7 protein-coding genes are annotated in these 7,503 nt (G+C 67.1%); 6 read left to right on the top strand and 1 reads right to left on the bottom strand.

Going from position 1 to position 7,503, the window contains the following annotated elements; genetic code table 11:
• Window positions 1–150: 150 nt before the first annotated feature.
• The 6 genes from GH815_RS13540 (at window position 151) to GH815_RS13515 (ending at window position 7,118) form a co-directional block, all read left to right on the top strand.
• A complete protein-coding gene (locus tag GH815_RS13540; protein WP_153749303.1) occupies window positions 151–411 on the top strand; it encodes a DUF4212 domain-containing protein in 261 nt (86 codons plus the stop codon).
• A 6-nt stretch (window positions 412–417) separates the two neighbouring features.
• The gene (locus GH815_RS13535) at window positions 418–2,199 is read left to right on the top strand and encodes a sodium:solute symporter family protein (RefSeq protein ID WP_153749302.1); all 1,782 of its coding nucleotides are present in this window, start codon (window positions 418–420) and stop codon (window positions 2,197–2,199) included.
• Window positions 2,200–2,318: 119 nt separating this feature from the next.
• Window positions 2,319–4,157 carry a DUF294 nucleotidyltransferase-like domain-containing protein gene (locus tag GH815_RS13530; protein ID WP_153749301.1) on the top strand — a complete coding sequence of 613 codons (1,839 nt, stop codon included), beginning with the start codon at window positions 2,319–2,321 and terminating at the stop codon, window positions 4,155–4,157.
• A gap of 3 nt (window positions 4,158–4,160) precedes the next feature.
• Window positions 4,161–4,673 (top strand): hypothetical protein, encoded by a 513-nt coding sequence (locus GH815_RS13525; protein WP_153749300.1) that lies wholly within the window; start codon window positions 4,161–4,163, stop codon window positions 4,671–4,673.
• A gap of 11 nt (window positions 4,674–4,684) precedes the next feature.
• Window positions 4,685–5,068 (top strand): response regulator transcription factor, encoded by a 384-nt coding sequence (locus GH815_RS13520; protein ID WP_153749299.1) that lies wholly within the window; start codon window positions 4,685–4,687, stop codon window positions 5,066–5,068.
• Complete coding sequence (locus GH815_RS13515) at window positions 5,061–7,118, top strand: 3'-5' exonuclease (RefSeq protein WP_153749298.1); 2,058 nt, start codon at window positions 5,061–5,063, stop codon at window positions 7,116–7,118. The genes GH815_RS13520 and GH815_RS13515 overlap by 8 nt, the downstream gene beginning before the upstream one ends.
• Before the next feature lie 8 nt (window positions 7,119–7,126).
• Here the strand turns inward: GH815_RS13515 and GH815_RS13510 are convergent, their stop codons facing one another.
• Window positions 7,127–7,501, bottom strand: coding sequence for a Na+/H+ antiporter subunit G (locus GH815_RS13510; protein WP_153749297.1), 375 nt, complete (start codon window positions 7,499–7,501; stop codon window positions 7,127–7,129).
• Window positions 7,502–7,503 lie beyond the last annotated feature (2 nt).

The following is a 7,503-nucleotide window of genomic DNA, read 5'->3' as shown; positions in this document are numbered from 1 at the left end:
ACTTCGGAGCACTCGGCGACATCTCAACACTCGCCGACCCTTCCGTCGTCGAGCAGCTCATCGACAACAGGATGAACAAGTAATCCGAACCGGGGGCGGGTCCGAAACGGCCCGGCCCCGGCCACTTCTAACCGCAAAGGGAGGTAACCCATGTCCGACAAGGACAAAGCCCTGGCCTACTGGAAGGCCAACCTTCGCCTGATCGTCATAAGCCTGATCATCTGGACGATCGTATCCTTCGGCTTCGGCATCGTGCTGCGGCCGCTTCTGTCGGGCATCGCCGTCGGCGGCACCGATCTCGGGTTCTGGTTCGCGCAGCAAGGGTCGATCCTGGTCTTCCTGGCCCTGATCTTCATCTACGCCTGGCGCATGAACGCACTGGACCGTGCTCATGGCGTGGAAGAGGAGTAAGGCATAATGGATCAGTATACCCTCAACCTTCTCGTTGTGGGCGCCTCCTTCGCGCTCTACATCGGGATCGCGATCTGGGCCCGGGCAGGGTCCACGTCGGAATTCTATGCCGCAGGCCGGGGCGTTCACCCCGTCACCAACGGCATGGCCACCGCGGCCGACTGGATGTCGGCGGCCTCGTTCATCTCGATGGCGGGTCTGATCGCCTTCGGCGGCTACACCGCCTCGTCCTTCCTGATGGGCTGGACCGGCGGCTATGTGCTGCTGGCGCTGCTGCTGGCGCCCTATCTGCGCAAGTTCGGCAAGTTCACCGTGCCCGAATTCATCGGCGACCGGTTCTACAGCCAGACCGCGCGCCTGGTGGCCGTGGCCTGTCTGATCATCGCCTCGGTGACCTATGTGATCGGGCAGATGACCGGTGCGGGCGTGGCCTTTGCGCGCTTCCTCGAGGTGTCGAACACCACCGGCCTTCTGATCGGCGCGGGGATCGTGTTCGCCTATGCGGTGCTTGGCGGCATGAAGGGCATCACCTATACCCAGGTGGCGCAATATGTCGTTCTGATCACCGCCTACACCATCCCGGCGGTCTTCATCTCGCTGCAACTGACCGGCGTGGCGCTGCCGCCCATCGGGCTGTTCTCGGAATACACCGCCACCGGCGAGCCGCTGCTGGCCCGTCTTGACCTGGTGATCCAGGATCTCGGCTTTGCCGCCTACACCATGCAGGACACCAGCTTCCTTCCGATGCTGAACATGTTCCTGTTCACGATGTCGCTGATGATCGGCACCGCGGGCCTGCCCCACGTCATCATCCGCTTCTTCACCGTGCCGCGGGTGTCGGATGCGCGCTGGTCGGCGGGCTGGGCGCTGGTCTTCATCGCGCTTCTGTACCTGACCGCTCCGGCGGTGGGCGCGATGGCGCGGCTGAACCTGGTCGACACGATCTTCCCGAACGGGGCGACCGAACAGCCGATCGCCTATGACGAGCGGCCGGACTGGATCAAGAACTGGGAAATCACCGGTCTTCTGAAGTTCGAGGACAAGAACGGCGATGGCCTGATCCAGTGGTACAACGACCGCAACGCCAACTTTACCGCAACCGCCGAAGCGCGGGGCTGGCAGGGTTCGGAACTGACCGTGAACAACGACATCCTCGTGCTTGCCAACCCCGAGATCGCCGGCCTGCCGGGCTGGGTGATCGCGCTGATCGCGGCGGGTGGTCTGGCAGCGGCGCTGTCGACGGCGGCGGGTCTGCTTCTGGCGATCTCGTCGGCGGTCAGCCATGACCTGATCAAGGGGGCGATCAACCCCAAGATCAGCGAGCGGGGCGAATTGCTGGCGGCGCGGATCTCGATGGCGGCGGCGATCTCGCTGGCGACCTATCTGGGTCTGAACCCGCCGGGCTTTGCGGCGCAGACCGTGGCGCTGGCCTTCGGGATCGCGGCTGCCTCGCTGTTCCCGGTGCTGATGATGGGGATCTTCTCGTCCCGCATCAACAACCACGGCGCCGTGGCGGGGATGCTGACCGGTCTGATCTTCACGGTGGTCTACATCTTCCTGCACAAGGGCTGGTTCTTCATCCCGGGCACCAACAGCTTCGAGGACACGATCGCCGGTTCGCTGTTCGGCATCCAGTCGACCGCCATCGGCGCGGTGGGCGCGATCCTGAACTTCGCGGTGGCCTACCTGGTCTCGAAGATGACGGCCGACACGCCGCAGGAGATCAAGGATCTGGTCCAGAGCGTGCGCATCCCGCGCGGTGCGGGCGCTGCGGCGGCCGACCACTAAGGACAAGGTCGGGGGCGGTGATCTGCCGCCCCCTTCCCCACGCAGCCGGAATTTCCCGGACGGCGACTTCCTTTTAGGTTCTTTGCAAGACCGTTCCGCGATCCGCGCAGGAGGTGCGCATGTCCGACCCCGAGGCCGACATCCTCGAAAGCCTCAGGCAGGTTCCGCCCTTCGACCTGATCCCCGAAGACGCGCTGGCCGCCCTTGGCCCCAGCGTCCGGCGGATGTCGGTCGGGCCGGGAACGACCATCTGCACCGAGGGCGAGCGGCTCGACGGGCTTTTCGTGATCGAATCCGGCACGGTCGATATCGAGACGGGCGGCTCGGACCTGATCGCGCATCGCGGTCCCGGCGATGTCGTGGGCGAACGGGGCCTGTTGCGGCTGGGCCGCGCGATGCTGACGGCGCGCGCCGCCTCGGATGTGACGCTTCTGGTGCTGTCCAAGGGCGCGTTCCACGATCTGATGGACGACGTTCCGGCCTTTTCCGTCTGGTTCCAGCGCTCGCTGCCCGGCCGGGTCGCGGCCGCGGGCGACGAGGTGGCGGGACTGACCGCGCTGCGGGTGAACGACCTGATGACCCGCACGCCGATCAGCTGCCCGGTCGGCGCGCGAGTGACCGACGTGGCGCGGGTGATGCGCGAAAAGGGCATCTCGTCGGTGATCGTGATGGAGGGCGAGGCGCTTGCGGGCATCGTCACCGTGCGCGACCTGACCAACAAGGTGCTGGCCGAGGGGCTGGACGGCACGACGCCGGTGGCGCAGGTGATGACAAGGGATCTGATCACCATCTCGCCCGACGCGCTGGGGCTCGACGCGCTGATGGCGCTGGCCGACAACAATGCCAGCCACTTGCCGGTGACCGAGGCGGGCCGGGTCGTCGGGCTGATCGGGCGCACCGACCTGTTCCGCCAGCAGGCCGCCACCGCCAGCCACATGATCGTCGAGATCGTCGATGCGACCGGCCCCGAACAGATGGCCCGCGTCGTCGCCGAGGTGCCCGCACTTCTGGCCCAGCTCGTCCGTTCGGGGGTCAGCGCCAATGCGATTTCGCGGCGGATCACCGACATCACCGACGCGGTTATCCGCCGGTTGCTGACGCTGGCCGAGGATCACCTGGGCCCGCCGCCCGTCCCCTATCTGTGGCTTGCCTGCGGCAGCCAGGGCCGGCGCGAGCAGACCGGCGTCAGCGATCAGGACAACTGCCTGATCCTGGACGATGCCTTCCGCCCCGAGCATGACGCCTATTTCGCCGAATTCGCGCGCTTCGTCTCGGACGGGCTGAACGCCTGCGGCTTTGTCTATTGCCCCGGCGACATGATGGCCACCAACCCGCGCTGGCGCCAGCCGCGCCGAGTGTGGCGCGACTATTTCGCGGGCTGGATCGCGCAGCCCGACAACGAGGCGCAGATGCTGGCCTCGGTGATGTTCGACCTGCGCCCGATCGGCGGCGAGCGGTCGCTGTTCGCCGAGTTGCAGGCCGAGACGCTGGCAATGGCGCGCAAGAACTCGATCTTCGTGGCGCACATGATCTCGAACTCGCTCAAGCACACGCCGCCGCTGGGCCTGTTCCGCGGATTCGCGCTGATCCGCTCGGGCGAGCACAAGGACATGCTGGATCTCAAGCTGTCGGGCGTGGTGCCGGTGGTCGATCTGGGCCGGGTCTATGCGCTGAAGGGCGAATTGCAGGCGGTCAACACCCGCGAACGCCTGGTGGCGGCGCGCGAGGCCAGCGTGGTGTCGCAATCGGGCGCGCATGACCTGATCGACGCCTATGACCTGATCTGCGAAACCCGGCTTGCCCATCAGGCCGAACTGATCCGCAGCGGCGGCAAGGCCGACAATTTCATGGCGCCCGGCCAGTTGTCGGAGCTTGAGCGCAACCACCTGCGCGATGCCTTCATGGTGATCAAGACGATGCAATCGGCCGTTGGACAGGGCCGTGGGGTAATAGGGTAGAGCATGTTTCTGGAACTGATCGCGAGTGTGGCCGCAGGGTTTGGCGCGGGCGGGATTGTGTTCCTGCTCAGGCGTCTGAGCGGCAGCAGACTGCCAAGCTGGTCGGTGCCGGTGGCGGCGGGGCTGGCGATGCTGGCCTATGCCGTCTGGTCCGAATATTCCTGGGCCGCGCGCACCATGAGCGGGCTGCCCGAGGGTCTGGTCGAGGTGTCGCGCGTCGAGCAAAGCGTTCCGTGGAAGCCCTGGACCTATCTTTCGCCGCAGACGACGCGGCTGATGGCGGCCGACATCGCCCGCGCCGCCCGGCGCGAGGATGCGCCCGAGATCCGGCTGGTCACGCTGTATTTCTTCTCGCGCTGGCAGCCTGCCCGCTCGGCGCCGGTGCTGGTCGATTGCGGCAGGCTGGCGCGCGCCGATGCAAGCGAGGCGGCGCTGACCGATCCCGGCAGCGCCGACTGGCGCACGCTTGCGGGCGATGATCCGCTGCTGCGCGCCGTTTGCAGCGGCAGGAACTGAAAGGGGGCGCGATGGGACGCAAGCTTGTCATGCTGGCCGAGGACGAGGACGGGATCGCCCTTGCCCTGGAATACCTGATCGCGCGCGAGGGCTACGACACGCGGCGCGTGGCCGATGGCAATCTCGTGATCGAGGCGCTGGAGGAGGCGCCGCCGGATCTGCTGGTTCTTGACGTGATGCTGCCCAACCGTTCGGGCTACGAGATCTGCCAGCTGATCAGGCGTTCCGAGGGCCTGAAAGATGTTAAGGTCCTGATGATGACTGCGCGCGGTGGAGAGGTCGAGCGGCGCAAGGGACTGGCACTCGGGGCGGATGCGTTCCTGACCAAACCCTTCGCGACCGCGGATCTTACGGCCCAGATCCGCGCGTTGCTGGGGGGAGAGTTGGATGCATGAGCGCTTTGCTCTGAGAACCCGATTCGCGCTGTTCTTTGCGGCGCTTGCGCTGGGGGGCCTGGCCCTCCTGATTGCCGGATTATGGCTCGGTCATTCCAAGGCGGGCGGCCCGGCCGACGGGTATGTGGTCGCGGGCGCGGTGGCGGGCTTCGGCCTGGCGGGGCTGACGGCCTGGGTGGGCCTGCTGTTCGACCAGAACGTCGCCCGCCCGATCCTGGCCCTGGCCGCCGACCTGACGACCCGCGCCCGGGCCGATATCGACGCCGATATCGACGAGGCGCCTGCCCGCTATCTGGGCGCGCTGGCGCCCGCGGCGAACGCCATCCATGACGCGCTGGCCGAGACCCGCGCGGCGCAGGACCGCGCCGTGGCCGAGAAGACAGCGATCCTGAACCGCGACAAGGCGATGTTCGAGGCACTGTTGCGCGATCTGGCCGAGGGCGTCGTGGTGGCCACGCCCGACCATCGGATCATGCTCTATAACCGCGCGGCGCAGGGGCTTCTGGGCGATCTGGGGCTTGACCGGCGGCTGACCACCTTCCTGCGGCCCGAACCGCTGGCCCATGCGCTTGACCGGATGGGGGCGCGGGCGGCCCGCGGCGAGCTTGAGGCCGAACGCTTCCTGGCCGCGACCGCCTGCGGCGAGCGGTTCCTGATGGCCCGCGTCAGCCCGATTGCGGTGAATGGCAGCCGGGTCGGCTATGTGCTGATCTTCCATGACGCGACCGAGGATCTCGACGCCCATGCCGAGCGCGACCACCTGTTCAATACCCTGCTTGAAGCGGTGCGCCGCCCGACCGCGGCCATCGGCGCGCTGATCGACGCGATCGAGGCCGATCCCGAGCTTGCCGCCAGCACCCGCGCCAGTTTCTTCCACCAGCTTCGGCGCGAACAGGGGGCACTGGTGGTCAAGGTCCACGAGATCGCCGAGCGCCACGGCGCCGCCACCGCGCGGCGCTGGCCGATGCCCGCGGTCGCCTCGGACGACATCTTCGACGCGCTTCAGGCCCGCCTGCCCGAGGATCTGCGCTTCGAGGGTGCGCGCCAGTTCATCCGCTGCGACGGCTTCGCGATCACCGAGCTTCTGGCCCGGGTGATCGAGGGGCTGCGCGCCGACCCCTCGCGCCGCGAATTCGTGCTGCGCGCGTCGGCCTGCGAACTTGAGATCTGCCTGACGCTGGACTGGAAGGGCGCCGAGGTGCCCGATGGCGAGCTTGACCGCTGGCTTGCCGCGCCCCTGTCCGAGGGCTATGGCCATTACACCGGCCGCGATGCGCTGGAAGGGCATGCCACCGAGATCTGGTCCGAGGCCACCGAAACCGGCCCAAGGCTGGTGCTGCCGCTGCGCGCTGCCAAGGCGCCGGTACTGGCCCCGACCGATCCAAGGCCGGAATTCTACGATTTCACCCTGCCCCCGCCGGTCTCGGACGAGATCGCGGACCGGCCGCTGTCGGAACTGCGCTTCGTGGTGTTCGACACCGAAACCACCGGCCTGTCGCCGCGGGCGGGCGACGAGATCGTGCAGATCGGCGGAATCCGGATCGTGAACGGCCGCATCCTGCGCGGCGAGGTGTTCGACCAGTTGGTGAATCCCGGGCGGCACATCCCCGCCGCCTCGACCGCGGTCCACGGGATCGACAACGCCCGCGTGGCCGGTGCGCCCGATATCGTCGAGGCCGGGCGGCGCTTTCACGCCTTTTGCGAGGGCGCGGTTCTGGTTGCCCACAACGCCGCCTTCGACATTGCCTTCCTGCGGCTCAAGGAGGATCGCATCGGCCTGCGCTTTGACCAGCCGGCGCTTTGCACCGTGCTTCTGGCGGCCGCGTTGTTCCCCGATGCCGACGATCTGACGCTTGATGCGCTGGCCTGCCGGTTCGGGGTAACGCTGCCCACCGCACACCGCCACACCGCGCTGGGCGATGCGCTGGCCACAGCCGAGGTGTTCCGCCACATGCTGGGCGTTCTGGAAGGAGCCGGGATGCGCACGCTGGGCGAGGCGCTTGCCCGCAGCGACCAGATGCACCGCATCCGCAAGGCGCAGAACTACTGAGACCCTGACTATTCCTCGCGCCGGTCGCCGGGCGGGTCATCGTAAAGCGACCAGCCATGCTCGCCCCCCGTGGGCGGCAGATCCGACGGGCGGATATGCACCTGAAGATAGGTCTTGGCGATGAAATGCGCCACGATCGGCGCGGTCAGGAACAGGAACAGCGTGATCAGCAGTTCGTGGAACGAGAAACTGCGCTCGATCAGCAGGAAATACAGCATCGAGGCGATCAGAACGCCTCCCACCCCCAGCGTCGTCGCCTTGGTGGGTGCATGCAGCCGCTGCATCGTCTCGCGCAGCTTGATCATCCCGAACGAGCCGACAAGGCCGAAGATGCCGCTGACGACCAGGAAGAACGCGATCAGTAGTTCCGTCAGGAAGTCCATGC

Origin of the sequence: Rhodovulum strictum, from assembly GCF_009649175.1 — a bacterium.
In the GTDB taxonomy this organism is placed as follows: domain Bacteria; phylum Pseudomonadota; class Alphaproteobacteria; order Rhodobacterales; family Rhodobacteraceae; genus Rhodovulum; species Rhodovulum strictum.
Note: the sequence above shows the minus strand (reverse complement) of the source record. Positions and strands in the feature narration are given on the sequence as shown.